Genomic DNA, 26,937 nt, shown 5'->3' with positions numbered 1-26,937 from the left:
CATCCCCGCGTGCGGGCATGCAACAAGCCTGTGGAGCAGGGCGACGTCACTGACGGCGCCGCCCTGCCCCACAGCATTTCTCACGCTTCTTCAGCGTCGTCTTCGTCGCCAGCTTCCTTGGGCGCTTCGGCCGGCTGGAACTTCTCGCGCAGTTCGGCTTCCAGCTTGGCGGCCACCTGCGGGTTGTCGCGCAGGTAACCACGGGCGTTGTCCTTGCCCTGGCCGATGCGCTCTTCACCGTAGCTGTACCAGGCACCGGCCTTGTCGACCAGCTTGGCTTCCACGCCCATGTCGATCAGCTCGCCTTCACGGCTGATGCCCTCGCCGTACAGGATTTCAGTGATGACCTGCTTGAACGGGGGCGCCAGCTTGTTCTTGACCACCTTGATCTTGGTCTGGTTGCCGATGATCTCATCGCCCTTCTTGATCGCACCGATACGACGGATATCCAGGCGCACCGAAGCGTAGAACTTCAGCGCGTTGCCGCCGGTGGTCACTTCCGGGCTCTGGCCCGGCATCATCACGCCGATCTTGTGGCGCAACTGGTTGATGAACACCACCAGCGTGTTGGAGCGCTTGATGTTGCCGGTCAGCTTGCGCAGTGCCTGGCTCATCAGGCGGGCCTGCAGGCCCGGCAGCTGGTCGCCCATTTCGCCTTCGATTTCCGCCTTCGGGGTCAATGCGGCAACCGAATCGACCACCACGATGTCCACCGAATTGGAACGCACCAGCATGTCGGCGATTTCCAGTGCCTGTTCGCCGGTATCGGGCTGCGACAGCAGCAGGTCGTCCACGTTGACACCGAGCTTGGCGGCATAGACCGGGTCCAGGGCGTGCTCGGCATCGATGAACGCCGCGGTGCCGCCCTTTTTCTGGCACTCGGCAATGGCCTGCAGGGTCAGCGTGGTCTTGCCCGAGGATTCCGGGCCGTAGATTTCCACCACCCGCCCCTTGGGCAGGCCACCGATTCCCAGTGCGATATCCAGCATCAGTGAACCGGTCGGAATGATCTCGACGGGTTCGACAACACGGTCGCCCATGCGCATCACCGAGCCCTTGCCGAACTGCTTCTCAATCTGGCTCAGGGCGGCGGCCAGGGCGCGCTTCTTGTTCTCGTCCATCGTCTTGGTCCTTGGGGAAGTGGTCATCTTTTTAATCGTGGTCAACTCGGGTTCGGGGGGACTGTAGCGGCCGCTCATCGCACAGAGTGAGACGCAGGCCGGGCAAGTCGAACATTATCGCCGCAGACGTCAGCCGCAGCCGCCCCCGGACTTTCATCGGTTGGGTCGCAACAGGCCGCAATACAGGCCTTCGATCGAGAAATCCTGGTCCGGCAGCACCTCGATCGGCGCGTAATCCGGGTTCCGCGGCAGCAGGCGGATGCGGTCCTTGCCGATCTTCAGCAGCTTGACGGTGATCTCGTCATCGATGCGCGCCACCACGATCTGCCCGGTGCGTGCGTCACGGGTGCGGTGCACGCCGATCAGGTCGCCGTCGAAGATGCCTTCGTCGATCATCGAATCGCCCTGCACCTTCAGCAGGTAATCCGGTGCCGGCGAGAAGAACACCCGGTCGAGCACGACGAAATCGTCCGAGCCGATGTCCGCGCCGATCGGCAGGCCGGCGGCAACACGCCCCAGCACCGGCAGGCGCAGCACGCTGTCATCGACATCCGGCGCGACAAGCGGCCTGGCCGGCGATGCCTGCACCAGGCGGATGCCGCGCGCCTGGCCCGGCACGCGACGGATCACCCCGGCCTGTTCCAGCGCCTCCAGGTGGTATTGCGCGGCACGCACCCCCTTGAAGCCAAAAGCGCGGGCGATCTCGGTTTGCGATGGCGGCACGCCGTCGCCGTCGATGCGATCGGCGATCATCTGCAGGATGGCCTGCTGGGTCTCGGTCAGGTTCGTGGTGTCCATGGTTAGTAGTAATACTACTAACTCTTTCGCGTCGCAAGTGCCCTGCCGGGATGGCAGCGAACGGCGCGGCGCGCCGTCCATGCCGCTCAACGCCCCCGCCCAGCCCTGTGACACATCCCGTGCGTCCACCACGGTAAGAAAAAAAGCGGAATCCGGTAGCGCCGACCCATGGTCGGCGGCTCTTTGGTGACGCTAGCGGATGGTTTCCGCCGACCATGGGTCGGCGCTACCGCTCTTCATTTTTCTTTTCCCGTGGCGGGACGCGCCCGCAGACTGTCAGGGCCGGGCGGGAGGGGTTCGTGGGGGCGTTGAGCGCCACGGATGGCGCGAAACGAGGCCCGCAGGATGCGGCTCTTGCCGTCCCCCACGAATCCCTCCCGCCCGGCCCAATCCCTGCTTCCAGCGACCCACCACGAGGGGCCCGGCCGTTCGCCGGCTACGCCCGCATCAACGCCGCCTGCCGCTGCGCCAGATGGAAAACAGGATCCACACCCCGCACAGCGCCGCACCAACGAATCCACCCACCCCCAGCACCAGCAGCCAGCGACTGGAGATGCCGCCCACGCTGTGCATCACGATCGAAGAGCCGATGATCAACGCGGCGGTGACGATGCCGACCACCAACCGGTTCGCTGCCTGGTTGACCTGGTCGCCGAAGCCTTTCAAGGCGCTGGTCTCGACCTTCAACTGCAACCGCCCGCGCCGGGCCGCCTGCACCAGCCGGCGCAGGTCGCGCGGCAGCTCACCAGCCAGGTCGATCATTCCCAGCAGGCTGCGCCGGCCACGCTTGAGCAGCGCACGCGGCGCGTAGCGCTGCAGCACCACCTGCTCTAGGAAGGGACGGGCGGCGCTGGCCATGTCGAATTCAGGGTCCAGTTGCCGGCCCATGCCTTCCAGGGTCAGGAAGGCCTTGATCATCAGTGCCAGGTCGGCCGGCAGCGTCAGGTTGTAGCTGCGCAGCAACTGGGTGATGTCGGACAGCATCAGGCCGATGCGCAGGTCCTTGAGCGGCACGCCGCGATAGCGGTCGACGAACTGGCTGATGTCCTGCTGCAGGCGCCCTTCATCCACCGCGACGCCTCCCGCCCAGTCCAGCAGGATATCGGCCACTGCCTCCGGCTCCTGCTCGACCAGCCCATGCAGCAGTTGCGCCACCTGGAAGCGACGCGATTCGGACAGGGTGCCGATCATGCCGAAATCAATCACCCCGATCCGGCCATCACGCAGGTAGATGATGTTTCCCGGATGCGGATCAGCGTGGAAACATCCGTCCTGCAACACCATTTTCAACACGATGTCGGCACCGCGACGCGCCAGCATGACCCGATCCAGCCCAGCCGCATCCACGCCGGCCAGGTCACGGCCGGCAATACCATCGACGAAATCCTGGACATTCAGGCTCTCGCAGGTCCACTGCCAGTGCACTGCGGGAATCAGGATGTCGTCGCGACCGGCAAAGTCGCGCGCGATGCGTTCGGCATTACGGCATTCGGCAGCGAAATCCAGCTCGCGCCGTAGCGAGGTGGTGAACTGCTGCACCACCTCGGCCGGCCGATAGCGGCGCAGGTCAGGCAGGCGCGCTTCGAAAACCTCCGCCAACCGCGCCAGCAGCCGCAGGTCGGCTTCCACCACGTCACGGATACCGGGACGCCGTACTTTCAGCACCACTTCGCGACCATCGTGCAGCCGCGCGCGGTGCGCCTGCGCCAGCGAGGCGGCGGCCATCGGCGTTTCATCCAGCCAGGCGAACACCGCGGCAGGTTCGCCACCAAGGTCGCGTTGCAGTTGCGCATGGATCTGCGCGTAAGGCAGCGCCGGCACGGCATTCTGCAGTTCGGAAAATTCCGCGATCCAATCCGGCGGAAACAGATCGACCCGGGTGGCAAGCACCTGCCCCAGCTTGACGAAGGTCGGTCCCAGTTCCTGCATCGCCCGCCGCACGCGCATCGGCGCGGTCATCGGCTGCCGTTGCGTGTCATCTCCCCAATGCAGCAGCCGGCCGGCGCGTTCGAGTACGTCGGCCAGGCCGATGCGCCGGACCAGGTCGCCGAAACCATAGCGGATCAGGACGGCAGCGATTTCCTGCAGTCGCCCGAGGTCACGGACGGTACCCAGCGTTTCCCACATCGAAGACTGCTCCACGCAGATGGAGCAGGCAGCATCTCACAGCTGGGCCAGTATCCCGTGCAACGCCGCCGAAACTGTCTGCCTGCGGATTGTTTCGCGGTCGCCGTCGAAATGGAAAAGCTGGGCCTGCGCGTAGCCACCGCGCCGCTTCCAGCCGATCCACACGCTGCCCACCGGCTTGTCGTCGCTGCCGCCGCCGGGACCAGCGATGCCGGTCACCGCCACGGCGATTCCCGCCCCTGAATTGACCAGCGCACCAGACACCATTTCCAGCACCGTCTCGCGGCTGACCGCTCCGAACGCCTCCAGCGTCTGCGCGCGCACGCCAAGCAGGCGCTGCTTGGCCTCGTAGCTGTACACCACCATGCCGCAATCGAAGAACGCCGAGGAACCGGCGATATCGGTCATGACCTTGGCGATCCAGCCGCCACTGCAGCTTTCGGCGGTGACCAGTTGCAGCTTGGCCTGCAGCAGCTTCTGGCCCAGTTCGCTGGCCAATCCGGCCAGCAGTTCGTCGGTGGGAGATGTCATGGGTGGAACCGGCAGGGGCAACCTGCAACGTTGTACCGCAGGATGGCCCTGCCTGTCAGGATCGCGGCACCGGCAACTCCAGGCCATGCCTGCCACCCTGCAGGCGCAGGATGCCTACCACTCCGGCAACTTCTCCGGCAGCAGGGCGCGCACCGGCGCGCCATCTTCGCTGGCAGCCAGTTTCTCGGCCTCGGCGATGGGAATATCAACCTGCAACAGCCAACCGTCTTCGTCAGCGCCTTCTTCGCGCACCACTTCCAACTGGTGCAGCCTGGCACGCAGGCGACCGGCAGATGGCGGCAAGCGCAGCTCACCGGTCACGTGCTGCAGGCCCAGCCGCTTGCCCAGCACCGTCTGCAGCACGTCAAGCCCACGCCCGTCGCGTGCGGAAATCCACACCCGCTCGCGTCGCGACTCATCCGGCACGCCGTCCTGCGCGTCATGCCGCACGTCGGCGCCGTCGATGCGGTCGATCTTGTTGAACACCAGCAACTGCGGCAGGTCCCCGGCCCCCACTGCCGTCAGCACCTCGTCCACCTGGGAGATGCGCTCTTCGCGGTGTGGATCGGCGGCATCGACGATGTGCAGCAGGAAATCGGCCTCCCGGGCCTCGGACAAGGTGGAACGGAAGGCCGCCACCAGGTCATGCGGCAGGTCACGGACGAAGCCAACGGTATCGGCCAGCACGACGTTGCCGCCGGGCAGCACGATGCGCCGGACGGTCGGGTCCAGCGTGGCAAACAGCTGGTCGGCGGCGTACGCCTCCGCACCGGTCATGGCGTTGAACAAGGTCGACTTCCCGGCGTTGGTGTAGCCCACCAGGGCCACGCGCGGCAGCTCGCTGCGCAGGCGCGCCCGGCGCATCTGGGTACGCTGTACTTCGACCTTCTCCAGCCGCTTCTGCAGCTGCTCCACGCGCTTCTGCAACAGGCGCCGGTCGGTCTCCAACTGGGTTTCACCCGGTCCACGCAGGCCGATGGAGCCGCCGCGCTGCCGCTCCAGGTGGGTCCAGCCACGGATCAACCGCGTGGACATGTGCCGCAGTTGGGCAAGTTCCACCTGCAGCTTGCCGTCATGGCTGCGCGCACGCTGGGCGAAGATGTCCAGGATCAGTCCGGTACGGTCGATCACCCGTCGTTCCAGGAAGCGTTCCAGATTGCGCTCCTGTCCTGGCGTCAGCGCATGGTTGACCAGCACCAGGTCGGCGCCGGTGGCATCGGCAGCCGCCTTCACTTCGTCCAGCTTGCCACTGCCGATCAGCGTGGACGGGCTGGGCCGGTCGATGCGCGCGGTGATCGTGGCGGCGATGCTGGCGCCGGCCGAACGGGCCAGGTCACCGAATTCTTCCAGCACGTCCTCTTCCAGCTTGCCGACGTGGGGCTGGATCAACAGGGCGTTCTCGCCCTTCTTCGAGCGATCAAACACGAACCACTCCAGGCTTATTCAATGACTTCACCACCCGCATCGTGACCTTCTTCGTTGGACTGTACGTACCCGCCACCCGGGCCGATCTTGACGTTGCGCGCCGGCACCACGGTGGAAATGGCGTGCTTGTAGACCATCTGGCTGACCGTATTGCGCAGCAGCACCACGAACTGGTCGAACGATTCGATCGTGCCCTGCAGCTTGATGCCGTTCACCAGGTACACCGAAACCGGCACGCGCTCGCGCCGAAGTGCATTCAGAAACGGATCCTGCAGCGATTGCCCCTTGGACATTGCAAACTCCTGATTATTGTTTTTATGGGTGTCGACAGATGACGCGGCCCCCCACCGCCCGTCGACCCGACGATGGTACACGCCGGGCGCCGAGGCCGCTGTCAGGCCATGAAGGCGGCGACCGCCGCCGTCAACCGCTGCTGCTCGACATGGGGGTCGAACCAACGCGCATCAAGCTCGCCACGCAGCCAGGTAAGCTGCCGTTTGGCCAGTTGCCTGGTGGCGAAGACCGCCTTGTCACGGAACGTGGCGGCATCGCCGACGCCGTCGAGGAACTCCCAGGCCTGCCGGTAGCCGACCGAACGGATCGCCGGCAGGTCCAGCGGGGCCGGCACCTGCTCCATCTGCGGCAACCCGCGCAATGCCCGGACTTCATCCAGGAAACCCTGCGCCAGCATCGCATCGAAGCGCTGTGCGATGCGCTGGTGCAGCACGGCCCGCTCCCGCGGCGCCAGGATCAGCTTCAGGGTGCGCACCGGCAGGCGACCTTCGGCGGGCAGGCGCTGCCAATAGCTGATCGGCCTGCCGGTCAGCCGGTGGACTTCCAGCGCCCGCTGGATACGCTGCGGATCGGTGGCGTGGATGCGCGCGGCCGCCACCGGATCGACCCGGGCCAGCCGTGCATGCAGGGCCGGCCAGCCCCGCTCGGCCGCCTCGGCGGCCAGCTCGGCACGGGTGCCCTCATCGGCTGGCGGCATCGGCGACAGGCCCTGCAGCAATGCGCGGAAATACAGCCCGGTGCCTCCGGCCAGGATCGGCACCTTGCCACGGGCGACGATGCCTTCCACGGCACGACGCGCATCGGCGGCGAACCCGGCGGCCGAATAGGCCTGCCAGGGATCGCACAGATCCAGCAGGTGGTGCGGGGCCTGGGCGCGTTCGGAGGCATCGGGTTTGGCCGAACCGATGTCCAGCCCGCGGTACACCAAAGCAGAGTCGACACTGACGATCTCGCCGCCCAACTGGCGCGCCAGCGCGATCGCGGTGGCGGTCTTGCCACTGGCGGTCGGTCCCATGACGGCGATCGCCAACGGCCGCCGGTCGATGGCCATCAGTCCTCGTCCGGCCAGCGGATGGCAGGCGGGGCGTCCTTGCGCGGTACCGGTACGGCATCGACGGCCTGCCACACTTTCAATGCATCCACCGTGGCGGCAACGTCGTGCACGCGCACGATGCGTGCACCCCGCTGTACCGCGACCAGGTGCGCGGCCACCGATGCCGCCACGCGTTCGGTGGGCACCTCGCGGCCGGTCAGCTCGCCCAGGCTGCGCTTGCGTGACAGGCCCGCCAGCATCGGCACACCCAGCTCCAGGAAGCGCTCCGAACGTGCCAGCAGGGTCATGTTGTGGGCAACGCTCTTGCCGAAGCCAAAGCCCAGGTCGATGACCAGGTTCTTCTTCGGGATGCCGGCCATTTCCGCGGCGAACAGGCGCTGCACCAGGAACCCATGCACCTCGGCCACGACGTCGTCGTAATGCGGGGAGGCCTGCATGCTGCCCGGCTCGCCCTGCATGTGCATCAATACCACCGGCACGCCCGCGTCCGCCGCCGCCTCCAGCGCACCGGGCTGGCGCAGGGCGTGGATGTCGTTGATCATGCCGGCGCCTGCTGCCACGGCGGCGCGCATCACCGCAGGCTTGAACGTGTCGATGCTGATCGGCACCGCCGTGCGCGCGGCCAGTTGTTCGATCACCGGCACTACCCTGCGCAGCTCCTCTTCCAGCGGTACCGGTGCACTGCCCGGCCGGGTCGATTCACCGCCGATGTCCAGCAGGTCCGCTCCCTCTTCCACCAGCTTCAGGCCGTGGGCGACGGCGGCTTCGGTGGTGTCATGTGCACCGCCGTCGGAGAACGAATCCGGCGTCACGTTGACGATGCCCATCACCTGCGCACGGTCCAGGCGCAGTACGCGGCCGGCACAGTCAAGTTGGGGCGAGATATCGAACATGGCAGTTCCTGGAATCGAAGAGGACGAGGGTAGCGCCGAGCCATGCCCGGCGACCCCGGGAAACCCGCCGGGCATGGCCCGGCGCTACAGATCAGCGCTGGCGTCGCTTGCGATCAACGTACAGCGTCCTGCCGATGCTCAGCACGATGCCGACCGCTATGCCGACCACGCAGCCCAGCAACAGGTTGTCCAGGCCCAGGCCGACGGCAACGCCGACCACCGTGGCGATGATCATTTCGGCCGTGTGGGACACCGATTGTGGTGGCTGTTGGGACATGCGTGCTCCGGTAAGTAGCGGGATGGACCCGGGGCCAGGCCCCTTTCGTTGATTCTCGCCTGCCGGGCGAAGAACGAAAAGGCCGGGTTTCCCCGGCCTTTCGTCAAGCGCCCGAACCCGGGCGTCAGTGCAGTTCGGCGGGCCCGGCGATCGGCGGCACCGGACGGGCGTCGCCACCCTTGTCGCTGCCACCGCCGTCCTTGCCATCGTTGCCGCTGGACTTGCCCCAGCCCATCGGCGGCGGCGGATCGCGGCCCTCCATGATGGCGTCGATCTGCGGCGCGTCGATGGTCTCGTACTGCAACAGCAGCTGGGTCATCGCATGCAGCTTGTCGACATTGGCCGTCAGCAGCTCGGTGGTACGGGCGTAGGCCTTGTCCAGGATGCTGCGCACTTCCTCATCGATGCGGCGGGCGGTGTCGTTGGACACGCTCTTGTGCTGGGTCACCGAACGGCCGAGGAACACCTCATCGTCCTCTTCGCCATAGGCGATCGGGCCGAGGGTCTCGGACAGGCCCCACTTGGTGACCATGTTGCGGGCCATCTTGGTGGCGCGCTCGATGTCGTTGGACGCACCGGTGGTGACCTTGTCGGCACCGAAGATCAGCTCTTCGGCCACGCGGCCACCGTACAGCGAACACAGCTGCGAGTTGATCGCCACCCGGTTGATCGAGTACTTGTCGCCTTCCGGCAGGTACATGGTCACGCCCAGCGCGCGGCCACGCGGAATGATGGTGACCTTGTAGACCGGATCATGCTCGGGCACCAGGCGGCCGACGATGGCGTGGCCGGCTTCGTGGTAGGCGGTGAGGGTCTTCTCCTCCTCGCTCATGGCCATCGAGCGGCGCTCGGCACCCATCAGGATCTTGTCGCGTGCACGGTCGAAGTGGTCCATGCGGACTTCCTTCTCGCTGTTGCGCGCGGCGAACAGTGCCGCCTCGTTGCAGAGGTTGGCCAGGTCGGCACCGGAGAAGCCCGGGGTGCCCCGCGCGATCACCATCGGCACGACGTCGTCGGCCAGCGGCAGCTTGCGCATGTGCACCTTCAGGATGTGCTCGCGTCCCTTCACGTCCGGCAGGCCAACCACCACCTGGCGGTCGAAGCGGCCCGGGCGCAGCAGCGCCGGGTCCAGCACGTCCGGACGGTTGGTCGCGGCGATCACGATCACGCCTTCGCCGCCCTCGAAACCGTCCATTTCCACCAGCAACTGGTTCAGGGTCTGCTCGCGCTCGTCATGACCGCCGCCCAGGCCGGCACCACGGTGGCGACCGACGGCGTCGATTTCGTCGATGAAGATGATGCACGGCGCGTGCTTCTTGGCCTGTTCGAACATGTCGCGCACGCGGCTGGCGCCGACGCCGACGAACATTTCCACGAAATCCGAACCGGAGATCGAGAAGAACGGCACCTTGGCCTCGCCGGCGATGGCCTTGGCCAGCAGCGTCTTGCCGGTACCGGGCGGACCGACCATCAGCACGCCGCGCGGGATCTTTCCGCCGAGCTTGGTGAACTTGGACGGATCACGCAGGAAGTCGACCAGTTCGCCCACTTCTTCCTTGGCTTCATCGCAGCCGGCAACGTCGGCGAAGGTGACCTTGACCTGGTCTTCGCCCTGCAGCTTGGCACGCGATTTTCCGAACGACATCGCGCCCTTGGCGCCGCCGCCACCGCCCTGCATCTGGCGCATGATGAACAGCCAGAAACCAATGATCAGGATGACCGGCAGGAAATTCATCAGGATGGCGCCCAGCGAGATGCCGCTGGACGGCTCCTGCTGGACGATTTCCACGTTCTTGGTGCGCAGCACGTTGATCAGGTCACGATCGAACGGTGCCGTGATGGTGGACGTCTGCCCGCTACGCGTGGTGTAGGTGATCTCGTTGGTGCCGCCGCGCATGTCGCCGGCAAACGTCACCTTCTGGACCGTTCCGCTGTCCACCTGGTCGAGGAACTGCGAATAGGTCGCGCCCGGCGCGCCTGCGCCGCTGGTTTTCGGCGAAAAGCTCTGGAAAACCACCATCAGCACGACGGCGACGACCACCCATAGCAGGAGGTTCTTGGTCAAGTCGTTCATCCTCATTGGCTCCGGTGTTCCTCTGGTCCTGGGTGGTGCATGGGTCGAGCTTGCTCGGCGAGATTACTTCATATGGGCACGTTTGCCCTGCCCCAAGGCATAAACCTCGGGAGAGCGCTTGCGCGAGGCTTCCGGCTTGCGGATGGAGACCTTGTCGTACCGCCTGCGCATTTCGCGCACGTAGTCGTCAAAACCAACGCCCTGGAACAGCTTGATCAGGAACGCCCCACCGGTCTTCAGGTGGTTGTCGGCGAAATCCATGGCCAGCTCTGCCAGGTGCATCATCCGCGGCTGGTCGACCGCATCCATTCCACTCTTATTGGGGGCCATATCGGACAGCACAAGGTCTACCGGCTGGTCCCCGACCATCGCCTCGAACCTTGATAGGACGGCTTCCTCCCTGAAGTCTCCGTGAAGGAAGTCCACGCCGGCCAGCGGCGGCATCTCCAGGATATCCAGGGCGAAGACCCTTCCGCTGTCACCCATCTGTCGCCGGACCTGCTGCGACCAGCCGCCCGGCGCCGCACCGAGGTCGACCACCACCATGTTCGGCTTCAGCAACCGGTCACGTTCGAGCAGTTCCTCCAGCTTGTAGGCCGCCCGCGAGCGCATGCCTTCGGCCTGCGCCTTCTTCACGAAGGGGTCGGAGAAGTGCTCTTTCAACCAGCGCTGGCTGCTCTTGCTGCGGGAAACCATTGATGAGTACGGGCTGAGGGGGCGGTCATGATACCCTGAACCCCCAAAGTTACCGCGCTTTCCTGCATGTCCATTGCCTTGACCGCCTCCCAGACCCGTTTTCTGCGCGGCCACGCCCACGACCTCAAAGCCCTGCTGCAGATTGGCGGCAAAGGCGTGACCCCGGCCTTCCTGGCCGAGCTGGAAGAGGTGCTGGAGCGCCACGAGTTGATCAAGGTAAAGGTGGGTGCGGAAGATCGCGAGGCCCGCGATGCAATGATTGCCGAGCTGGTGAAGGCCAGCGGCAGCGCGCTGGTGCAGCGCATCGGCCATGTCGCGGTGTTGTATCGCCCCAGCAAGGAACAGCGCCAGATCGTCCTGCCGCGCGCCTGAACAAGCCCCTCCCCGCCATGCAGCTGAACCACGAAGTCCCTGACTATGCCTTCACCCTCCGCGGCGCGGACGGGAATTCGGCGCGGGTGAACGACCGCGAGCTGGCACGTAGCTTCATCGTCACGCCACAGGCGCTGATCGAAGACTGGCCGGTGCGCTCGATTGCCGGGCTGGAGATTGGACACCTGGAACAGATCCTGGCGCTGGAACCGGTACTGATCGTGCTCGGTACCGGCGCCCGGCAGGTGTTTCCGTCGCAGCAGCTGATGGCGGCCTGCCTGTCACGTGGCATCGGGCTGGAGGTGATGAACAACCCGGCCGCCGCGCGCACTTTCAACATCCTGGCCGGTGAAGGCCGCAAGGTCGCTGCGGCGTTCATCCTCGAAGAATGAACGCTGTAGCGCCGAGCCATGCTCGGCAGCCTGCCCCCGCCTCACTCACGACCCTAAGGCAGCCGCGCTGGGGGTAGCCGCGCTGGGCCCCAAGGCAGCCGCGCTGCGCGCTCGCCGGGCATGGCCCGGCGCTACGCGTATCTGTGGCGCTAGCGCGCCGGCAGGTACTGCTGCGGGTCGACCGGCTTGCCGTTATAGCGGATCTCGAAATGCAGCATGTCGCGGTTGGCGCCGGTGCGCCCCATTTCCGCTATCTGCTGGCCGGCCTTCACGCTCTGGCCCTCGTTGACCAGCCGTTTGCGGTTGTGCCCATAGGCGGACAGCCATTGCTCGTTGTGCTTGACGATGATCAGTTCGCCATAGCCCACCAGGCCGGCACCGGAATACACCACTACGCCATCGGCAGCCGATTTCACCGCCTGGCCACTGGTGCCGGCGATATCCACGCCCTGCCTGGTCGTCTCGCCTGCGGCAAAGCGCCCCACCACTGCGCCATCGGCCGGCCAGCGCCAGTTGATGCCACTGCGCGCCGGGGCCGTCGTCGATACCGGCGTAGTGGTGGTGGTGGTGCCGCCGGAGGCACGTGGCGCGGTCACCACCGTGGTCGGCACACGCCCACTGCCGGCCCCCTCCGGGTACAGGCGGATGACCTGGCCCGGATAGATGGTCGACGGATTGGACAGGCTGTTCCAGGCAATCAGGTCGGCCGGGGTGATGCTATGGATGCGCGCCAGGGCGTAGATGGTGTCGCCCTTCTGCACCCGGACCGTCTTGCCCGGCTGCGCGACCGACGTCTTCGGGGTGCTCGACGCTCCACCGCTGCCCGACGGACGCACCACCGTGGCCGTCCCACAGGCAGCCAGCGTGGACACCATTACCGCCAGCACGCCCAGTCGCGCGCCCCTGCTCATACGATCTGCACTCATGCGAACTTCGACCTCCATACAAGCCAGGCGACCAGCATTACCACCAATGCGGTAGCGATCCAGCCCAGCGGTTCAATCCAGCGCCGCAGCGCAGCCTCGGCACGTGCCCCGCCGAGGCGGATCACCGCGGCCAGCACGAACACACGCTTGCCACGACCGATCAGCATGCTCAACAGATACTGCGGCATCGGTACGCCGACAATACCCGAAGCCCACGTGAAGACTTTCATCGGGATCGGCATGAAGCCACCCAGCACCAGGAAGGTGAACACCGCCCATGGCGATTCGATCATCTTTTCCTGCACCAGCGCGATACCGCTTTCAATGCCCGGCAACATGCCCATTGCATCGAGTACCGGCTTGACTGCCTCGAATGCGAAATGGCCCAACGCATAGCCGACCACGGCGCCCACCATCGAACCGGACAGACTGAGCGTTGCGAACCACCAGCCACGCTTGGGCTGGGCCACGCACATGGGAGCCAGCATCACTTCAGGCATCACCGGGAAGATGATCGCCTCGATGAAGCTCAGCACCGTGAGGTACGTCGGTGCCCGCTCATGGTTGGCCCACTTCAACGCCCGCTCGTACAGCGGCCCGAAAATCTTCATGAATGCCCTGCTCCGTGGAAAATCAGTCCAGCATGCCAGACAGCAGCGGCACGAAAGTGACCGGCGCCAACACACGCTGTTCGATGCTGCCATCCTGGAGGCGATCCAGCTGCACCAGCGACTGTGCGCCCGGCCCACCGACCGGTGCCACCAGGCGGCCACCGACGGCGAGCTGCTCGACCAGGGCATCCACCAGCGCCGGCGCGGCCGCGGTCACCACGATGGCATCGTACGGACCGTGTTCGGGCCAGCCGACCCGCCCGTCGTCATGCTTGGTGCGGATGTTCATGGCCAGGGAACGGAAGCGCTTGCGCGCCTGGCGCAGCAGGTCGCCGATCCGTTCGACAGTGAATACTTCCAGCCCCACCGCTGCCAGCACGGCAGCCTGGTAACCCGACCCGGTGCCGACTTCCAGCACGGTCTTCGGCGCCACCTGCAGCACCGCTTCGGTCATCCGCGCCACCACCCATGGCTGCGAGATGGTCTGCCCATGCCCGATGGGAAGCGCCGTGTCCTCGTAGGCCCGCGAGGCCAGCGCCTCGTCGATGAACAGATGGCGCGGAACGACACGGATGGCGTTGAGGGTTGCTTCGTCGTTGATGCCGGCTTCGCGCAGGCGCTCGACCAAGCGGTCGCGCACGCGCTGGGAGGTCATGCCGATACCCACCGCTTCCGGTTGCAGGCGCAGGCGAGGACTCATGCGGATCGTTCCAGCGATGCGGTAAGACCACCGACCCAGCTGGCCACCTTTTCCAATGCCTGGTAACGGGTCAGGTCGACCTGGATGGGCGTGATGGAGATGAAACCGGTGCGTACCGCGTGGAAATCGGTCCCCGGACCGGAATCCTGCTCGCGCCCGGCCGGGCCGATCCAGTACACCAGGTTGCCACGCGGATCTTCCTGCGCGATGCAGCCTTCGGCACGGTGGCGGTTGCCCAGGCGGGTTACCTCGAAGCCGTTGACCTCTGCCCACGGCAGGTCCGGCACGTTGACGTTGAGGATGGTGTCGGCAGGCAGCGGGTCGGCACGCAGGCGCGCAACGATCTCCACCGCCGCGCGGGCCGCGGTCTGGAAATGCTTCGGCTCGCGGTTGCGGCTGGCCAGCGACACGGCGACGGCGGGCAGGCCAAGGTGGCGCCCCTCCATTGCCGCCGATACCGTGCCGGAATAAATAACGTCGTCACCGAGGTTGGCCACGTTATTGATGCCGGAAACGACGATGTCCGGCTCATGCTCCAACAGGCCGGTCAACGCCAGGTGCACGCAGTCGGTCGGAGTGCCGGCCACTGAAACGGTGTAATGGTCAATCCGCTTCACGCGGACGGGCAGGTCCAGGGTCAACGAATTGCTGGCACCGGAACGATCGCGGTCGGGCGCGACCACGGTGACTTCATGTCCTGCCTCGCGCAGCACGGACGCGAGCATGCCGATGCCCGGGGCATCGACACCGTCGTCATTGCTGACCAATACCCGCATCCGCGTTTCAACCGCTTGATTGTTCAAGACTTCGCTTCCATCACTTGCTGACATGGGCGTGGTCGCTGCGCCTCCCCCCGGCAGCAGCGGCAACCACGCAAGTGCGTCCCGTATTGTGCCGCATGCCGGCCGTACGGCCTACCCTGCCATGGGTCATTGACGGTGCATCGGGTCGACATCGCCCATGCGTTACCCTGTTCCAATGGCACACCCGCATGACGAAGATCCAGCCGAGCTGTTCCGCTCGGCCATTGGCGAGGTCACTCCGCTGCGCAAGGGGAGCGGGCCGGCACCCAGCGCGCCCAAACCACGTCCGCGCGCCCGCATGGCCGAACGTGATGAACAGGAGGCGCTCGGCGAGTTCGCGCGCCTGCTGCGCGGGAGCGCGCCACTGGATGCCGGCGACGCACTGAGCTATCGACGGGACAACCTGCCTCCGCGCATGTTCCAGCGGCTCAGGAAGGGCCAGTATTCCGTGCAGGACGAACTGGACCTGCATGGCGCCACGGCCACGCAGGCCGAACAGCTGCTGCGCCAGTTCCTGCTGGAAGCGCACGCGCACGAACATGGCTGCGTACGCATCATCCATGGCAAGGGCCGGCAGTCCGATGGCGGCGCCCCGGTCCTGAAGAACCTGGTCGATCGCCTGCTGCGGCTGCGCAACGACGTACTGGCCTTCCATTCCGCACCCGCCAGCCAAGGCGGCACCGGCGCCGTCCTGGTTCTCCTGGCCCGCTGAAAAAGGGGACGGAGGGGATCAAGTCGTTTGTGGCCGCTTTCGCAGGCCACAAACGACTTGATCCCCTCCGTCCCCTTTTTCAGCTTACGGGGCCCAGTTCGTGCAGGACGGCGGTGGCGTAGCAGCCCGGAGGCAGGGCGAAGGACAGTTCCAGTACGTCCTGCTGCAGCCACTGGTGCTGCAGCAGGGCCGGACGCAGGCGAAGGGCACGGCGCTCCTGCTTCAGCCCGGCGGCTTCCAGTCCGGCACGCAGTTCCAGCGACTGTTCATCGCCGATCGCGCCCAGTTCCAGTTCGCGCGCCGCGTCGACGCTGCGCAGTTCGCCAGCCCCCCACAACGGCCCGCTCGGATGGATGTCGAAGCGGCCCAGGCGCTCGGCCAGTACGTCGCTCCATGGCTCTGGCCCAAAGACACTGCGACTGCCATCAAGCATCCATACCTCGCCGTCCAGCGGCTGGTCCCAACTGCCCTGCTCCACCCGCGCGGCCAGCACCTGGTTGAACAATGCCGAACGCGCGGCAGACAACAGCAGCGATCGCTGGTCCTTGCGCACCCGACGGCCAGCAAACATCGCCAGCGCCGCCGGGACATTGCCTCCGTCACGGCCAAAACGCTGCTCGCCGAACCAGTTCGGCAGCCCGCGCAGGGCAATCTGCTGCAAGCGCTCGCTGATCGCCCCGGCATCACCATCGACCTCGCGCAGTACCAGCTTGAAGCGGTTGCCGGCCAGAGCACCACGTTGCAGCTTGCGGTTGTGCCAGGTGGACGACAGTACTTCGATCTCGTCGCTGGCCAACCCGGCCAGGTCCGGCGCGACCCGCTTGGGCAGGTGCACGCTGAAACGCTGCGTGGTGACCGCGTGGCGGTCCTTCATGCCTGCATAGCTGACCGCCATCTCCGGCAGCCCGGCCCAGTCGGCAAGACGCTTGGCCACATGCTGCGTGTTGGCATCGCGCTTGCGGATATCCAGCAACAAGTGCTCGCCCTCGCCGCTCGCCTCGAAAGACGGCAACTCATCGACCTGGAAATCTTCCGGCGTGCTGCGGATCCGTGCGTGGGTGAACAGCGGCGCGCCAAACGCCAGCGGCAAAGGAATCATGCCGCCACCAGCAGCACCACGGCCTGCGCGGCGATGCCTTCGCTGCGGCCAGTGAAGCCCAGCTTTTCGGATGTGGTTGCCTTGACGCTCACCGCATCCAGCGGCAGCTGCAGCAATCCGGCGATGCGTTCGCGTATCGCCAGCGCATGCGGCCCGACCTTCGGACGCTCGCAGATCACCGTGATGTCGGTGTTGCCGACCTGCCAGCCACGCTCCTGCAGCAGCGCATCGCAATGACGCACGAAATCGCTGCTGTCGGCGCCCTTCCAGCGATCGTCGCTGGGCGGAAAATGCTGTCCGATGTCGCCCAGCGCCAGCGCGCCCAGCATCGCATCGCACAGTGCATGCAGGATCACATCGCCATCGCTGTGGGCCAGTACGCCGGCACCATGTGGTACGCGGATGCCCCCCAGCATGATGTGGTCGCCTTCACCGAAGGCATGGACGTCGTAACCCTGGCCGATGCGGACAGGTGGGAACGGAGTGGTGCTCATGGATACAGCCCTTGCAGAGCCGCGCGGCGCGATCAGCCGTCGCGGCGGGAAAGTATGAATTCGAAACGGTCCAGGTCGGCCGGCGTGGTGACCTTGAAGTTGTCCTCGCTGCCTTCGACCAGCAGCGGACGCTGGCCCTGCCGCTCCATGGCCATCGCCTCGTCGGTGACTTCCACGCCTGCTGCCGCGGCATCGGCCAGCGCGCGGCTGAGCTGGTGGCGACGGAACAGCTGCGGGGTCAGCGCGCGCCACAGGCGCTCGCGTGGCTCGGTGCCGTCGATGCCGCCATCGTCGCCTGCGCGCTTGAGGGTATCGCGTACCGGTGCGGCCAGGATCGCGCCGACCGGGTCGGCGCGGCCCACTTCCAGCAAGCGCCCCAGGTCAGCGAGCGCCAGGTTTGGCCGGGCAGCATCGTGCACCAGCACGAACTCGTCGGCACGCACGGTTTCCGGCAGCGCCTGCAATCCCGCCAGCACCGATGCTGCGCGCGTCGCACCCCCTGTACAGGTCGACACCGGCTTGCCGGCCCATTCGGTCCAGCCCGGCCAGTCTGCATCGTCCTGGCCGATCACCACCATCGCCCCGGCCACCGCCGGGTGCGCAAGCAACGCATCGAGGGTATGGGCCAGCAGCAGCCGCCCGCCTGCCGGCAGGTACTGCTTGGGCAGTGGCGCACCGAATCGTGCGCCGCGACCAGCCGCTGGCACGACTACCCAGATCGCCGGGCTCATGGGACGTCCGCCGCAGGATCGGCTGGCGCCGGTGCCGCGGACGGCGCACGCACCGGGGCAACCGGCGCGTCCTCCACCACGCGATAGAATTTCTCGCCGGGCTTGATCATGCCCAGCTCGCTGCGCGCACGCTCTTCGATGGCCGACTGGCCCTCTTTCAGGTCCTGCACTTCGGCAGCCAGCGCATCATTGCGCTGCTGCAGGCCATCGTTGTCACGATTCTGGTGTTCGACCTGGGCCTCCAGGGTCATCACTTCGCCGGAATTGCCCGGGCCGAACCAGAAACGGTACTGCAGCCATGCCAGCAGCAGGGCCAGCACCAGCAGCAGCCACCGCCAGTTGCGCATGCGATCAGCGCTTCAACGAAACGAAGGCATCGCGGCCGGCATAACGCGCACCGGCACCCAGCGCTTCTTCGATGCGCAGCAGCTGGTTGTACTTGGCCACGCGGTCGCTGCGGCACAGCGAGCCGGTCTTGATCTGGGTGGCGGTGGTAGCCACGGCGATGTCGGCGATGGTGGTGTCCTCGGTCTCACCGGAGCGGTGCGACACGATGGCGGCGTAGTTGGCATGGTCAGCCATGGCGATGGCTTCCAGCGTTTCGCTCAGCGTGCCGATCTGGTTGACCTTGATCAGGATCGCATTGGCGGTTCCGGACTCGATGCCTTCCTTGAAGATGCGCGGGTTGGTCACGAACAGGTCGTCGCCCACCAGCTGCACCTTCTTGCCGATCCGCTCGGTCAGCAGCTTCCAGCCGGCCCAGTCGTTCTCGGCTAGCCCGTCTTCGATGGTGATGATCGGATACTGTGCGGCCCAGTCGGCCAGGAAGTCGACGAACTGCTCGGAGGCCAGGCGCTTGTTCTCGCCGACCAGGTTGTACTTGCCGTTCTCATAGAACTCGCTGGACGCCACGTCCAGGCCCAGCAGGATGTCTTCGCCGGCGGTGTAACCGGCCTTGCCGATGGCTTCCAGGATGGTATCCAGCGCCTCGACGTTGCTGCGGAAATCCGGCGCGAAACCACCTTCGTCGCCCACCGCCGTGCTCAGGCCATGGCCCTTCAGCACCGACTTCAGCGAATGGAAGATTTCAGTACCCGCGCGCAGGCTTTCGGAGAACGAGCTGAAACCCACCGGCAGCACCATGAACTCCTGGAAGTCCACGTTGTTGTCGGCGTGCGCACCACCGTTGATGATGTTCATCATCGGCACCGGCAGGGTCACGTCACGGCCATTGGCCAGGTACTGCCACAGCGGCTGCTTGTTCGAAGCAGCGACGGCATGGGCGTTTGCCATCGAAACACCCAGCAGCGCGTTGGCGCCCAGGCGTCCCTTGTTCTCGGTGCCATCCAGATCGATCAGGCGACGGTCCAGGCCCGCCTGGTCGGCACCATCGAAGCCCTTCAGTGCACTGGCGATGGTGGTATTGACGTTGTCCACGGCATTGCGGACGCCCTTGCCGAGGTAACGGGTCTTGTCGCCGTCACGCAGCTCCACCGCCTCCTTGGTGCCGGTCGAGGCGCCGGAGGGAACCGCGGCGCGACCGAACGAGCCGTCCTCCAGGATGACTTCGGCTTCCAGCGTGGGATTGCCACGGCTGTCGAGGATTTCACGGGCGTGGATGCTGCGGATCGTACTCATGGGCTGGCCGGTTACCTGTCTGTAGAGGAAGGCGACAAAACGAATGCCGCGTGATTATCCCCGCACACAGGTCAGAAGCCAAATCCGCCGCAGCGGCGGTACCCGGCCGCTGCGGCAATGCCGGGCCCGGCCCGGCACCCCGGCATCAGGCGAAGCGGGAGAAGCCGTGCTTCTTGGTCACCGCGTCGAGCTCCATCAACGTCTCCAGCAGTTCCTCCATGCGATCCAATGGCCAGGCATTGGGGCCGTCGGACAGCGCCTTGGACGGATCCGGGTGGGTTTCGGCGAACAGCCCGGACACGCCGACCGCCACGGCGGCACGCGACAGCACCGGCACGAACTCGCGCTGGCCGCCGGAACTGGTGCCCTGCCCGCCCGGCAACTGCACCGAATGGGTGGCGTCGAACACCACCGGGCAACCGGTATCGCGCATCACCGACAGCGAGCGCATGTCGCTGACCAGGTTGTTGTAACCAAAGCTGGCCCCGCGCTCACAGACCATGATCTGCTCGTTGCCGGTCGACTTGGCCTTCTCCACCACCGGCTTCATGTCCCACGGCGACAGGAACTGGCCCTTCTTGATGTTGACCGGCTTGCCGGCCGCGCAGACCTTCTTGATGAAATCGGTCTGCCGTACCAGGAACGCCGGCGTCTGCAGCACATCCACCACCGAAGCCACCTCGTCCATCGGCGTGTATTCATGCACGTCGGTCAACACCGGCACGCCAATCTGCTTCTTCACTTCGGCCAGCACCTTCAGGCCTTCTTCCATGCCCGGACCGCGGAATGCGGTGCCCGAGGTACGGTTGGCCTTGTCGAAGCTGGACTTGAAGATGAAGTTCACCCCGAGCTTGCCGGTGATTTCCTTCAGGCGGCCGGCCACGTCGAGCTGCAGCTGCATCGACTCGATCACGCAGGGGCCGGCGATCAGGAACAGGGGCTGGTCCAGCCCGACCTCGAATCCACACAGTTTCATGGCGTTTCCTTGTTTGGGCGCGGCGCCGGCAGGTACCGGCAGGCGCCAGGGGTTCAAGCGCGGAAGATGGGGGCACGGGGCCCCCGCTGCAAGTCAGCCCCGGGCTTGCGCCAGCGGCTGGCCACCGGCCTTGCGCTCACGCGCGGCACGGATGAAACCGATGAACAACGGATGCCCATCACGCGGCGTGGACAGGAATTCCGGGTGCGCCTGGCAGGCCAGGAACCAGGGGTGCGCATCGCGCGGCAGCTCCACCACTTCCACCAGGGTGTCATCCATCGACTTGCCGGCGATCACCAGCCCGGCGTCTTCCAACTGGGTGCGGTAGCGGTTGTTGAACTCGTAACGGTGGCGATGGCGCTCGGACACCACGTCCTTGCCATACAGCGAATGGGCCAGCGTACCCGGCTTCAGCCGCTGTTCCTGCAGGCCCAGGCGCATGGTGCCGCCCAGGTCGCTCTTGTCGTCGCGCTTCTCCACGTCGCCGGTGGCGGTGCGCCACTCGGTGATCAGGCCGATCACCGGATCCGGCGACTGGCGGTCGTTCTCGGTGCTGTTGGCCCCTTCCAGGCCCAGCACGTGGCGCGCGTAATCCACCACCGCCGCCTGCATGCCGTAGCAGATGCCGAAGTACGGCACCTTGTGCTCGCGCGCATACTGCGAGGTGAGCACCTTGCCCTCGAAGCCACGATCGCCAAAGCCACCTGGCACCAGGATACCGTCGACGTCGGACAGCGCGGACATGTCGCTGCCTTCCAGCTCCTGCGCTTCCAGCCACTTCAGCGTGACCTTGGTGCGCTGGCGCAGGCCGCCGTGCTTGAGCGCCTCACCAACCGATTTGTAAGCGTCCTGGTGGTCCACGTACTTGCCCACCACCGCGATGGTCACCGCATCGAGCGGGTTCAGGGTCGCATCCACCGCGTCCTCCCACTCGGACAGATCGGCCGGGCCCGCCTTGTCGGCCAGTTTGAACTGGTTGACCACGATGTCGTCCAGGCCCTGCCGGTGCAGGCCCATCGGAATGCGGTACAGCACGTCCACGTCCGGCACGCTGATCACCGCGCGCTCGGACACATTGGTGAACTGCGCGATCTTGCGGCGCTCGGAGTCCGGCACGACCTGTTCGGAACGGCACAGCAGCACGTCCGGCTGGATGCCGATCGAACGCAACTCCTTGACCGAGTGCTGGGTCGGCTTGGTCTTCAGCTCACCGGCAGCGGCGATATAAGGCACCAGCGTGAGATGCATGAACAATGCCTTCTCCGGGCCGCGCTCGGTGCGTACCTGGCGGATCGCCTCCAGGAACGGCAGCGATTCAATGTCGCCCACCGTTCCGCCGATCTCCACCAGCGCCACGTCGAAGCCTTCGGTGGCTTCGTCGATGCAGCGGCGGATTTCATCGGTGATGTGCGGAATGACCTGCACGGTGGCGCCGAGATAATCACCGCGGCGCTCCTTGCGGATCACGTTCTCGTAGATGCGCCCGGTGGTGACCGAATTCTTCCGGCTGAGGCGGGTTCGCACGAAACGCTCGTAATGGCCCAGGTCCAGGTCGGTCTCGGCACCATCGTCGGTGACATAGACCTCACCATGCTGGAACGGGCTCATGGTGCCTGGATCGACGTTGATGTAGGGGTCGAGCTTCATCATCGTGACCTTCAGGCCACGCGCCTCGAGGATGGCGGCCAGCGACGCGGCGGCAATGCCTTTGCCGAGCGAGGACACCACGCCGCCGGTTACGAAAATCAAGGGAGTCATGGCTGCAAGCATCCTGTATTGAATTGGAAAACGGCCGCACCACCCCATCCCGTCGGGCGGGGGGTGGGCAGGAAGGGGGTTTTCCGGTTCGCCGGGGCGGCGAGGGAGGACGCGGGGCGGTATCCACCGAGCGAGGTCAGCTTGGCGGTGCCGGCCATGGGGACCGTCACCTGCGCCCAGCCTTGCTGGCTGCCACGCATGGCCTTGCCAGTCCAATCGCTGATGGTGGACACGCACTACTCCCGGAAAGCGATAGTTTACAGATTGAAGGCCCGGAGCCCAAGGGGGGCTGCCTGCCATCAGGCAAAAAGAAAGCCCCGGTGGGGAAACCGGGGCTGGAAAGCGGAAGGCAGCGGCGTTATCGCTTCTTCTTCGCCTCTTCCTCTTCTTCTTCGCGTTGTGGCGCCTGCTGGCCCTTGGCCTTCATTTCGGCGGTGGCCTGCGCGCGGCGCTTGGCTTTGGCCTCAGCCTCGGACTGCGCAGGGTTGGCCTGGTCGCCCTTCTGCGGCGCAGGCTGGCCGGCATTCTGGGCCAGTGCCAGCGGCACGGCGACCACGGCAGCAGCGACAATGGCGATGGTGAGCAGCTTCTTCATGGAGTCCTCCTCGCGGTATCGACCCGGAAATGGGGGCGCTGGCGTCCCTTTCCCAGCTCGGGCCATTTTACCGCCAACCTCCGCCCACCAGCTGAACCGCAGGCGTGCAAAATCCCCGCACAGACCGCACACTTGCGCGTCGCTCCAAGGCTTTGAAACATAGATGAACGCCCGCTATAACGCCGCCGATATTGAAGTCCTGTCCGGCCTGGATCCGGTAAAGCGCCGCCCCGGCATGTACACCGACACCTCGCGCCCGAACCATCTGGCGCAGGAAGTGATCGACAACTCGGTGGACGAGGCCCTCGCCGGCCACGCCCGTTCGATCGACATCGTCCTGCACAAAGACGGCAGCGTCGAGGTCAGCGATGACGGCCGCGGCATGCCGGTGGACATCCATCCGGAAGAAAAGATCCCCGGCGTGGAGTTGATCCTTACCCGCCTGCACGCCGGCGGCAAGTTCAACAACAACAACTACACCTTCTCCGGCGGCCTGCACGGCGTGGGCGTGAGCGTGGTCAACGCGTTGTCCACGCTGGTCGAGGTGCACATCAAGCGCGATGGCGCCGAGCATCGCATCACCTTCCGCAACGGCGACCGTGCAACCCCACTGGAAGTGGTAGGCAACGTCGGCAAGAAGAACACCGGCACCCGCCTGCGCTTCTGGCCGGATCCAAAGTATTTCGATACGCCCAAATTCGCCGTACGCGCCCTGAAGCACCTGCTGCGCGCCAAGGCCGTGCTGTGCCCAGGCCTGACGGTCAAGCTGACCGATGAAGCCACCGGCGAGGTCGACACCTGGTATTACGAGGACGGCCTGCGCGATTACCTGAAGGCCGAACTGGGCGAGCGCGAAATGCTGCCGGGCGACCTGTTCATCGGCCATGTCAGGAAAGAGACCGAGATCGCCGACTGGGCCGTAGCCTGGATGCCGGAAGGCGAGCTGGTACAGGAAAGTTACGTCAACCTGATTCCGACGGCGCAGCATGGCACCCATGTCAATGGCCTGCGTACCGGGCTGACTGAAGCGCTGCGCGAGTTCTGCGACTTCCGCAACCTGCTGCCGCGCGGCGTCAAGCTGGCCCCGGAAGACGTATGGGACCGCGTTGCGTTCGTGTTGTCGATCAAGATGACCGACCCACAGTTCAGCGGCCAGACCAAGGAACGCCTGTCCTCGCGCCAGGCTGCCGGCTTCGTCGAGGGCGCCGCGCACGATGCCTTCAGCCTGCTGCTGAACCAGAACGTAGAGATGGGCGAGAAAATCGCACAGCTGGCCATCGAGCGCGCCAGCGCGCGCCTGAAGACCGAAAAGCTGGTGGTGCGCAAGAAGGTCACCCAGGGCCCTGCACTGCCGGGTAAGCTGGCCGACTGCATCAGCCAGGACCTGTCGCGCACCGAGCTGTTCCTGGTCGAAGGTGACTCCGCCGGCGGCAGCGCCAAGCAGGCCCGCGACAAGGATTTCCAGGCGATCATGCCGCTGCGCGGCAAGATCCTCAACACCTGGGAAGTGTCGTCCAACAGCGTGCTGGCGTCCGAAGAAGTGCACAACCTGGCCATTGCCATCGGCTGCGATCCAGGCAAGGACGACATCAGCGGCCTGCGCTACGGCAAGGTGGTGATCCTGGCCGACGCCGACTCCGACGGCCTGCATATCGCCACGCTGCTCACCGCGCTGTTCCTCAAGCACTTCCCCGCACTGGTCGACGCCGGCCATGTGTTCGTGGCCATGCCGCCGCTGTTCCGCATCGACGTGGGCAAGCAGGTGTTCTACGCACTGGATGAGGAAGAAAAGCGCACCATGCTGGACAAGATCGAGCGCGAGAAGATCAAGGGCGCCATCAGCGTGACCCGCTTCAAGGGGCTGGGCGAGATGAACCCGCCGCAGCTGCGCGAATCCACCATCCACCCCGATACGCGCCGCCTGGTGCAGTTGACCATCGACGATGGCGAACAGACCCATTCGCTGATGGACATGCTGCTGGCCAAGAAGCGGGCGAGTGATCGGAAGGGGTGGCTGGAAACCAAGGGCGACCTGGCCTCGCTGGAAGCCTGACAGCCGGCGATTCATTTCCCGGGGCCGTGGCGACGGCCTCGGCACCCTGCGCCCGCCGTTGTCCATGCGGCGCGGCGCGGCCTGTCCACTTGTCCGTATCGGGCCGCAACGCCTATGCATGCCTTTGGACACATACGGCGTACCGGCGCTGCAGCCTAGCATCGGGATCCCTACGCCACCGTGCCGATGCCATGAAGTTCCTGCTGCACACTGCCGCGCTCTGCGTCGGCCTGCTCATCACCCCCACCTGCGTACTGGCCGCACCCGCGGCCGACACCCAGTCCGACACCAAGGCAGAGAAGGCCGAGGCGCCAGCACTCCCCGCCGACGCGTCCACTCGCCAGAGCATGCGCCTGGCCGGGCGCACGCTCGATTACACGGCCACCATCGGCACCCTGCCCGTGCGCGATGCGCAAGGCAAGGTGATCGCCGACGTGGTGTTCACCTCCTACACGATGCCAGGCAAGGACCGGCCGGTGACCTTCGCCCTCAATGGCGGTCCCGGTGCCTCATCCGTCTATCTCAACCTCGGCGCCATCGGCCCCAAGGTAGTGACCTTCGGCTCGGAAGGCGACAGCGCTTCGGCGCCTGCCACGCTGCATGACAACCCGGGCACCTGGCTGGATTTCACCGATCTGGTGTTCATCGATCCGGTTGGCACCGGCTTCAGCCGCGCGCGCATCGGCGACGACGAAGCAAAGAAGCAGCTGTACAACCCCAGCGCCGACATCGAGTATCTGTCGCGCTCGGTCTACGACTGGCTGCTGCGCAACCAGCGCATGGCCTCGCGCAAGTACCTGGCCGGCGAGAGCTATGGCGGCTATCGCGGCCCACGCATCACCCACTTCCTGCAGACCCGGCTGGGCGTGGCGATGAATGGCCTGGTGCTGGTGTCGCCGTACCTGAGCCCGACGCTGGAAGACAACGCCGATGTCTCGCCGATGGCGTGGATGCAGACGCTGCCGTCGATCGCCGCCGCGCACTTGGAGCGCGAGGGGAAACTGACCGACGCGGCGATGCGCGAGGTGGTCGAGTACACCCGCGGCGACTATGCCAGCGCGCTGATGAAGGGCCGCAGCGATCCGCAGGCAACCGAAGCGATGCTGCGCCGGGTCGCCGAGCTGACCGGCCTCGACCCACTGTTCGTGCGCCGCGCCGGTGGCCGTCTGGAAACCCAGGCCTATCTGCGCGAGGTGTTCCGCGACAAGGGCACGCTCGGCAGCCGCTACGACTCCAACGTAACCGCCTTCGATCCGTTCCCCAATGATCCCGAGCAGCGTGCCAATGATCCGCTGCTGGACAGCATCATCGCCCCCACCACCACCGCGATGGTCGACTTCGCCACCCGCGTGGTCGGCTGGAAGGTCGATGCGCGTTACCAGGCACTGAACTATGACGTGAACCGGTTGTGGGACCGCAACAGCGAACTGCGCCAAGGGGCGGTGACCCAACTGCGCCAGGCGGTGGCGATCGACCCGCACCTGCAGGTGCTGATCGCCCACGGCTGGAACGATCTGTCGTGCCCGTTCATGGGCTCGATCCTGACCGTGGACCAGATGCCGACGATGGGCAGCAACCCGGACCGCGTGCAGGTCCGCAGCTACCCGGGCGGCCACATGTTCTACAGCCGTGCGGACAGCCAGGCGGCGTTCCGCAAGGACGTGCAGGCACTGTTCCAGCGCAACTGACAGGCGCCGTCAGCGCCGGGCCAACCAACACGCCGCGGTAGCGCCGGGCCATGCCCGGCGAGCGCAGCGGCAGCGGAATCATCCGCCGGGCATGGCCCG

The 26,937-nt window shown here is 65.9% G+C and carries 28 protein-coding genes; 5 read left to right on the top strand and 23 right to left on the bottom strand.

All coding sequences use genetic code 11. The features are described 5' to 3' along the window. Positions 1–80: 80 nt before the first annotated feature. The 11 genes from recA to rlmE all read right to left on the bottom strand — a co-directional run bounded on the left by recA (position 81) and on the right by rlmE (position 11,290). Positions 81–1,121, bottom strand: coding sequence for a recombinase RecA (recA, locus tag H4O11_RS01945; protein ID WP_182338384.1), 1,041 nt, complete (start codon positions 1,119–1,121; stop codon positions 81–83). Between the two features lie 153 nt (positions 1,122–1,274). Beyond that, the gene (gene lexA / locus H4O11_RS01940) at positions 1,275–1,919 is read right to left on the bottom strand and encodes a transcriptional repressor LexA (RefSeq protein WP_182337751.1); all 645 of its coding nucleotides are present in this window, start codon (positions 1,917–1,919) and stop codon (positions 1,275–1,277) included. 447 nt (positions 1,920–2,366) lie between these two features. Then, positions 2,367–4,046, bottom strand: a complete 1,680-nt coding sequence (locus tag H4O11_RS01935; RefSeq protein WP_182337750.1) for an ABC1 kinase family protein — start codon at positions 4,044–4,046, stop codon at positions 2,367–2,369. Between the two features lie 36 nt (positions 4,047–4,082). Next, the gene (locus H4O11_RS01930; protein ID WP_182337749.1) at positions 4,083–4,577 is read right to left on the bottom strand and encodes a CinA family protein; all 495 of its coding nucleotides are present in this window, start codon (positions 4,575–4,577) and stop codon (positions 4,083–4,085) included. A 114-nt stretch (positions 4,578–4,691) separates the two neighbouring features. After that, on the bottom strand, positions 4,692–6,002 hold the full coding sequence (gene hflX, locus H4O11_RS01925) for a ribosome rescue GTPase HflX (RefSeq protein ID WP_182337748.1): 1,311 nt from the start codon (positions 6,000–6,002) through the stop codon (positions 4,692–4,694). Between the two features lie 14 nt (positions 6,003–6,016). Then, the gene (gene hfq, locus H4O11_RS01920) at positions 6,017–6,295 is read right to left on the bottom strand and encodes an RNA chaperone Hfq (RefSeq protein WP_182337747.1); all 279 of its coding nucleotides are present in this window, start codon (positions 6,293–6,295) and stop codon (positions 6,017–6,019) included. Positions 6,296–6,396: 101 nt separating this feature from the next. Beyond that, positions 6,397–7,347: a tRNA (adenosine(37)-N6)-dimethylallyltransferase MiaA gene (gene miaA, locus H4O11_RS01915; protein ID WP_182337746.1), complete on the bottom strand. Its 951-nt coding sequence runs from the start codon at positions 7,345–7,347 to the stop codon at positions 6,397–6,399. After that, on the bottom strand, positions 7,347–8,243 hold the full coding sequence (gene folP / locus H4O11_RS01910) for a dihydropteroate synthase (RefSeq protein ID WP_182337745.1): 897 nt from the start codon (positions 8,241–8,243) through the stop codon (positions 7,347–7,349). Before folP ends, miaA begins: the two co-directional genes overlap by 1 nt. A gap of 91 nt (positions 8,244–8,334) precedes the next feature. Further along, positions 8,335–8,520 carry a hypothetical protein gene (locus H4O11_RS01905; protein ID WP_182337744.1) on the bottom strand — a complete coding sequence of 62 codons (186 nt, stop codon included), beginning with the start codon at positions 8,518–8,520 and terminating at the stop codon, positions 8,335–8,337. 124 nt (positions 8,521–8,644) lie between these two features. Further along, positions 8,645–10,594, bottom strand: a complete 1,950-nt coding sequence (gene ftsH, locus H4O11_RS01900; protein ID WP_182337743.1) for an ATP-dependent zinc metalloprotease FtsH — start codon at positions 10,592–10,594, stop codon at positions 8,645–8,647. A 63-nt stretch (positions 10,595–10,657) separates the two neighbouring features. Continuing rightward, entirely contained in the window at positions 10,658–11,290 is a 633-nt protein-coding gene (gene rlmE / locus H4O11_RS01895; RefSeq protein ID WP_182337742.1) for a 23S rRNA (uridine(2552)-2'-O)-methyltransferase RlmE, read from the bottom strand. Between the two features lie 66 nt (positions 11,291–11,356). On the opposite strand from rlmE, the gene yhbY reads away from it, so the two are divergent. Then, positions 11,357–11,662, top strand: a complete 306-nt coding sequence (yhbY, locus tag H4O11_RS01890) for a ribosome assembly RNA-binding protein YhbY (protein WP_182337741.1) — start codon at positions 11,357–11,359, stop codon at positions 11,660–11,662. Positions 11,663–11,679: 17 nt separating this feature from the next. Next, complete coding sequence (locus tag H4O11_RS01885) at positions 11,680–12,054, top strand: Mth938-like domain-containing protein (RefSeq protein WP_182337740.1); 375 nt, start codon at positions 11,680–11,682, stop codon at positions 12,052–12,054. Between the two features lie 149 nt (positions 12,055–12,203). Here the strand turns inward: H4O11_RS01885 and H4O11_RS01880 are convergent, their stop codons facing one another. The 4 genes from H4O11_RS01880 to surE are packed head-to-tail and all read right to left on the bottom strand — an operon-like array spanning position 12,204 to position 15,067. After that, a complete protein-coding gene (locus tag H4O11_RS01880) occupies positions 12,204–12,980 on the bottom strand; it encodes a peptidoglycan DD-metalloendopeptidase family protein (RefSeq protein WP_182337739.1) in 777 nt (258 codons plus the stop codon). Continuing rightward, positions 12,977–13,591, bottom strand: coding sequence for a YqaA family protein (locus H4O11_RS01875; protein WP_182337738.1), 615 nt, complete (start codon positions 13,589–13,591; stop codon positions 12,977–12,979). Before H4O11_RS01875 ends, H4O11_RS01880 begins: the two co-directional genes overlap by 4 nt. Positions 13,592–13,613: 22 nt before the next feature. Next, positions 13,614–14,291 carry a protein-L-isoaspartate(D-aspartate) O-methyltransferase gene (locus H4O11_RS01870; protein WP_182337737.1) on the bottom strand — a complete coding sequence of 226 codons (678 nt, stop codon included), beginning with the start codon at positions 14,289–14,291 and terminating at the stop codon, positions 13,614–13,616. Further along, entirely contained in the window at positions 14,288–15,067 is a 780-nt protein-coding gene (gene surE / locus H4O11_RS01865; protein WP_182338383.1) for a 5'/3'-nucleotidase SurE, read from the bottom strand. Before surE ends, H4O11_RS01870 begins: the two co-directional genes overlap by 4 nt. Positions 15,068–15,269: 202 nt before the next feature. On the opposite strand from surE, the gene H4O11_RS01860 reads away from it, so the two are divergent. Then, on the top strand, positions 15,270–15,806 hold the full coding sequence (locus H4O11_RS01860; protein WP_182338382.1) for a Smr/MutS family protein: 537 nt from the start codon (positions 15,270–15,272) through the stop codon (positions 15,804–15,806). 79 nt (positions 15,807–15,885) lie between these two features. Here the strand turns inward: H4O11_RS01860 and truD are convergent, their stop codons facing one another. The 8 genes from truD to H4O11_RS01820 all read right to left on the bottom strand — a co-directional run bounded on the left by truD (position 15,886) and on the right by H4O11_RS01820 (position 23,097). Further along, the gene (gene truD / locus H4O11_RS01855) at positions 15,886–16,905 is read right to left on the bottom strand and encodes a tRNA pseudouridine(13) synthase TruD (protein WP_182337736.1); all 1,020 of its coding nucleotides are present in this window, start codon (positions 16,903–16,905) and stop codon (positions 15,886–15,888) included. After that, entirely contained in the window at positions 16,902–17,399 is a 498-nt protein-coding gene (gene ispF, locus H4O11_RS01850; protein ID WP_182337735.1) for a 2-C-methyl-D-erythritol 2,4-cyclodiphosphate synthase, read from the bottom strand. The genes truD and ispF overlap by 4 nt, the downstream gene beginning before the upstream one ends. 32 nt (positions 17,400–17,431) lie before the next feature. Then, positions 17,432–18,130, bottom strand: coding sequence for a 2-C-methyl-D-erythritol 4-phosphate cytidylyltransferase (gene ispD / locus H4O11_RS01845; RefSeq protein ID WP_182337734.1), 699 nt, complete (start codon positions 18,128–18,130; stop codon positions 17,432–17,434). Beyond that, the gene (gene ftsB / locus H4O11_RS01840) at positions 18,127–18,477 is read right to left on the bottom strand and encodes a cell division protein FtsB (protein WP_182337733.1); all 351 of its coding nucleotides are present in this window, start codon (positions 18,475–18,477) and stop codon (positions 18,127–18,129) included. The genes ispD and ftsB overlap by 4 nt, the downstream gene beginning before the upstream one ends. 4 nt (positions 18,478–18,481) lie before the next feature. Then, the gene (eno, locus tag H4O11_RS01835; protein WP_182337732.1) at positions 18,482–19,768 is read right to left on the bottom strand and encodes a phosphopyruvate hydratase; all 1,287 of its coding nucleotides are present in this window, start codon (positions 19,766–19,768) and stop codon (positions 18,482–18,484) included. A 145-nt stretch (positions 19,769–19,913) separates the two neighbouring features. Next, entirely contained in the window at positions 19,914–20,744 is an 831-nt protein-coding gene (kdsA, locus tag H4O11_RS01830) for a 3-deoxy-8-phosphooctulonate synthase (protein ID WP_182337731.1), read from the bottom strand. Between the two features lie 93 nt (positions 20,745–20,837). Continuing rightward, a complete protein-coding gene (pyrG, locus tag H4O11_RS01825) occupies positions 20,838–22,502 on the bottom strand; it encodes a CTP synthase (protein WP_182337730.1) in 1,665 nt (554 codons plus the stop codon). A 358-nt stretch (positions 22,503–22,860) separates the two neighbouring features. After that, entirely contained in the window at positions 22,861–23,097 is a 237-nt protein-coding gene (locus tag H4O11_RS01820) for a hypothetical protein (RefSeq protein WP_182337729.1), read from the bottom strand. Between the two features lie 163 nt (positions 23,098–23,260). Between H4O11_RS01820 and parE the strand changes: the two genes are divergently transcribed. Beyond that, on the top strand, positions 23,261–25,150 hold the full coding sequence (parE, locus tag H4O11_RS01815) for a DNA topoisomerase IV subunit B (protein ID WP_182337728.1): 1,890 nt from the start codon (positions 23,261–23,263) through the stop codon (positions 25,148–25,150). A gap of 191 nt (positions 25,151–25,341) precedes the next feature. Further along, entirely contained in the window at positions 25,342–26,838 is a 1,497-nt protein-coding gene (locus tag H4O11_RS01810; RefSeq protein ID WP_182337727.1) for a S10 family peptidase, read from the top strand. Positions 26,839–26,937: the final 99 nt, after the last annotated feature.

Origin of the sequence: Stenotrophomonas tumulicola, from assembly GCF_014117215.1 — a bacterium.
In the GTDB taxonomy this organism is placed as follows: Bacteria; Pseudomonadota; Gammaproteobacteria; order Xanthomonadales; family Xanthomonadaceae; genus Stenotrophomonas; species Stenotrophomonas tumulicola.
The sequence above is the reverse complement of the archived record's forward strand: the minus strand, read 5'-3'. Positions and strand labels throughout refer to the sequence as shown.

Bases quoted from the DNA above. Each gene is read 5' to 3' on its own strand.
- recA (WP_182338384.1), bottom strand. From the start codon at position 1,121: ATGGACGAGAACAAGAAGCGCGCCCTGGCCGCCGCCCTGAGCCAGATT.
- lexA (WP_182337751.1), bottom strand. From the start codon at position 1,919: ATGGACACCACGAACCTGACCGAGACCCAGCAGGCCATCCTGCAGATG.
- H4O11_RS01935 (WP_182337750.1), bottom strand. From the start codon at position 4,046: ATGTGGGAAACGCTGGGTACCGTCCGTGACCTCGGGCGACTGCAGGAA.
- H4O11_RS01930 (WP_182337749.1), bottom strand. From the start codon at position 4,577: ATGACATCTCCCACCGACGAACTGCTGGCCGGATTGGCCAGCGAACTG.
- hfq (WP_182337747.1), bottom strand. From the start codon at position 6,295: ATGTCCAAGGGGCAATCGCTGCAGGATCCGTTTCTGAATGCACTTCGG.
- miaA (WP_182337746.1), bottom strand. From the start codon at position 7,347: ATGGCCATCGACCGGCGGCCGTTGGCGATCGCCGTCATGGGACCGACC.
- folP (WP_182337745.1), bottom strand. From the start codon at position 8,243: ATGTTCGATATCTCGCCCCAACTTGACTGTGCCGGCCGCGTACTGCGC.
- H4O11_RS01905 (WP_182337744.1), bottom strand. From the start codon at position 8,520: ATGTCCCAACAGCCACCACAATCGGTGTCCCACACGGCCGAAATGATC.
- ftsH (WP_182337743.1), bottom strand. From the start codon at position 10,594: ATGAACGACTTGACCAAGAACCTCCTGCTATGGGTGGTCGTCGCCGTC.
- rlmE (WP_182337742.1), bottom strand. From the start codon at position 11,290: ATGGTTTCCCGCAGCAAGAGCAGCCAGCGCTGGTTGAAAGAGCACTTC.
- yhbY (WP_182337741.1), top strand. From the start codon at position 11,357: ATGTCCATTGCCTTGACCGCCTCCCAGACCCGTTTTCTGCGCGGCCAC.
- H4O11_RS01885 (WP_182337740.1), top strand. From the start codon at position 11,680: ATGCAGCTGAACCACGAAGTCCCTGACTATGCCTTCACCCTCCGCGGC.
- H4O11_RS01880 (WP_182337739.1), bottom strand. From the start codon at position 12,980: ATGAGTGCAGATCGTATGAGCAGGGGCGCGCGACTGGGCGTGCTGGCG.
- H4O11_RS01875 (WP_182337738.1), bottom strand. From the start codon at position 13,591: ATGAAGATTTTCGGGCCGCTGTACGAGCGGGCGTTGAAGTGGGCCAAC.
- H4O11_RS01870 (WP_182337737.1), bottom strand. From the start codon at position 14,291: ATGAGTCCTCGCCTGCGCCTGCAACCGGAAGCGGTGGGTATCGGCATG.
- surE (WP_182338383.1), bottom strand. From the start codon at position 15,067: ATGCGGGTATTGGTCAGCAATGACGACGGTGTCGATGCCCCGGGCATC.
- H4O11_RS01860 (WP_182338382.1), top strand. From the start codon at position 15,270: ATGGCACACCCGCATGACGAAGATCCAGCCGAGCTGTTCCGCTCGGCC.
- truD (WP_182337736.1), bottom strand. From the start codon at position 16,905: ATGATTCCTTTGCCGCTGGCGTTTGGCGCGCCGCTGTTCACCCACGCA.
- ispF (WP_182337735.1), bottom strand. From the start codon at position 17,399: ATGAGCACCACTCCGTTCCCACCTGTCCGCATCGGCCAGGGTTACGAC.
- ispD (WP_182337734.1), bottom strand. From the start codon at position 18,130: ATGAGCCCGGCGATCTGGGTAGTCGTGCCAGCGGCTGGTCGCGGCGCA.
- ftsB (WP_182337733.1), bottom strand. From the start codon at position 18,477: ATGCGCAACTGGCGGTGGCTGCTGCTGGTGCTGGCCCTGCTGCTGGCA.
- eno (WP_182337732.1), bottom strand. From the start codon at position 19,768: ATGAGTACGATCCGCAGCATCCACGCCCGTGAAATCCTCGACAGCCGT.
- kdsA (WP_182337731.1), bottom strand. From the start codon at position 20,744: ATGAAACTGTGTGGATTCGAGGTCGGGCTGGACCAGCCCCTGTTCCTG.
- pyrG (WP_182337730.1), bottom strand. From the start codon at position 22,502: ATGACTCCCTTGATTTTCGTAACCGGCGGCGTGGTGTCCTCGCTCGGC.
- H4O11_RS01820 (WP_182337729.1), bottom strand. From the start codon at position 23,097: ATGAAGAAGCTGCTCACCATCGCCATTGTCGCTGCTGCCGTGGTCGCC.
- parE (WP_182337728.1), top strand. From the start codon at position 23,261: ATGAACGCCCGCTATAACGCCGCCGATATTGAAGTCCTGTCCGGCCTG.
- H4O11_RS01810 (WP_182337727.1), top strand. From the start codon at position 25,342: ATGAAGTTCCTGCTGCACACTGCCGCGCTCTGCGTCGGCCTGCTCATC.